Annotated in this window: 1 protein-coding gene; it reads right to left on the bottom strand. The window is 41.1% G+C overall.

What is annotated here, in order from left to right; genetic code table 11:
- Positions 1-230: 230 nt before the first annotated feature.
- Positions 231-596 (bottom strand): hypothetical protein, encoded by a 366-nt coding sequence (locus GTN70_00695; GenBank protein ID NIO15518.1) that lies wholly within the window; start codon positions 594-596, stop codon positions 231-233.
- Positions 597-1,141: the final 545 nt, after the last annotated feature.

Here is a 1,141-nt window from a genome sequence, read left to right as displayed (position 1 = left end):
TTCATGTTTCTGCGTCTTTACATGCCTTGACATGCACCAACGTTTAACAGAAATACCACAGACGCACTCAACCGTTTCTCTCAAATAATCTTTATTATCCGTCCGCCATCGTCGTACGTATCCCGCGACTTTNNTTTGCGAGCGGCGGTGTATGGGTTCTTCGGTTTAACTACCTCGGACATTTGATATGGTATATATATTATACACTATACTAATTGTTTAAATAGAAATTACACGGGAGGCTTAGAGGGGGTAAATGCGGGTTCGTCGTGATTCTCTCCACCGCCTTGGTAAATTTCATACAGACGCTTAAAGCGCCGTGGCGTCCAAGTATAGCCTCGCCCGTATTCCGTGCTGTCGTAAAGTTTCCCACAGAGAACAACTTTGTAGCGTTTCCCGACCATGTTCAAATATATTTTATAATCGACCTTTTGGAAACGATCCAAGTTTACGCGCATTCTGTACTCGTCTGTCTTCGTTGTTTCCCATGTCGGATTTTTATCCTCGGGTTTTAGTCCCGCCGCGGTTTGTTTTTTATTGAGTCTATTATAATCTTCTTTTGTCAAATCGAAAATAAGACGTTTGTAATCGTCCATATGGACGCATCGTGCTTCAATCGTGATAATTTTTTCCGTCTGTTGTTTTGCCATTGTGAAAGGTACTATACCTAATACAAATATTTTCTTTAAAACAAAAAATCAATTGTAGTTCCGTTTTTTTACCACGGAATATATCGTCGAGAGATCTTTAAGAAATTCGCGGTATTCTCCTTCATTCGGAAACGCGAGAAGAACTTTACACATCCCGGTCTGTTTATGAATAAATACACGATCGACGGTCATGTCTAATCTATTGTTGAAAATTCTCTCATCGCTCCGACGGAATATAAGATATTGTTGTGGGGTTTCTGCTGCCATGCTTCAATGGTAGTGTATATAATATTACAATCATAAATTTAAAATTGTTCGTGACGTTGTCCCGGGTTCGAGCCGTGGATAATCGCCCGGGGGAATCGGTCTCCACATACCCGTCCCATCAACCATAAATTTACCGTATTGTGCTTCGTAAGATGCTATCAATTCCTCGTTGCTTGCAAGATGTTCTTCACCGCAACACCCCATGTGCCAGAAAAAAATCTGTA

It is taken from the genome of Deltaproteobacteria bacterium, from assembly GCA_011773515.1.
In the GTDB taxonomy this organism is placed as follows: Bacteria; Desulfobacterota; Deferrimicrobia; order J040; family J040; genus WVXK01.
This window is presented reverse-complemented; position numbering and strand designations above follow the sequence as displayed.

Excerpts from the sequence above, each read along its gene's own strand:
- GTN70_00695 (NIO15518.1), bottom strand. The coding sequence starts at position 596 with ATGGACGATTACAAACGTCTTATTTTCGATTTGACAAAAGAAGATTAT.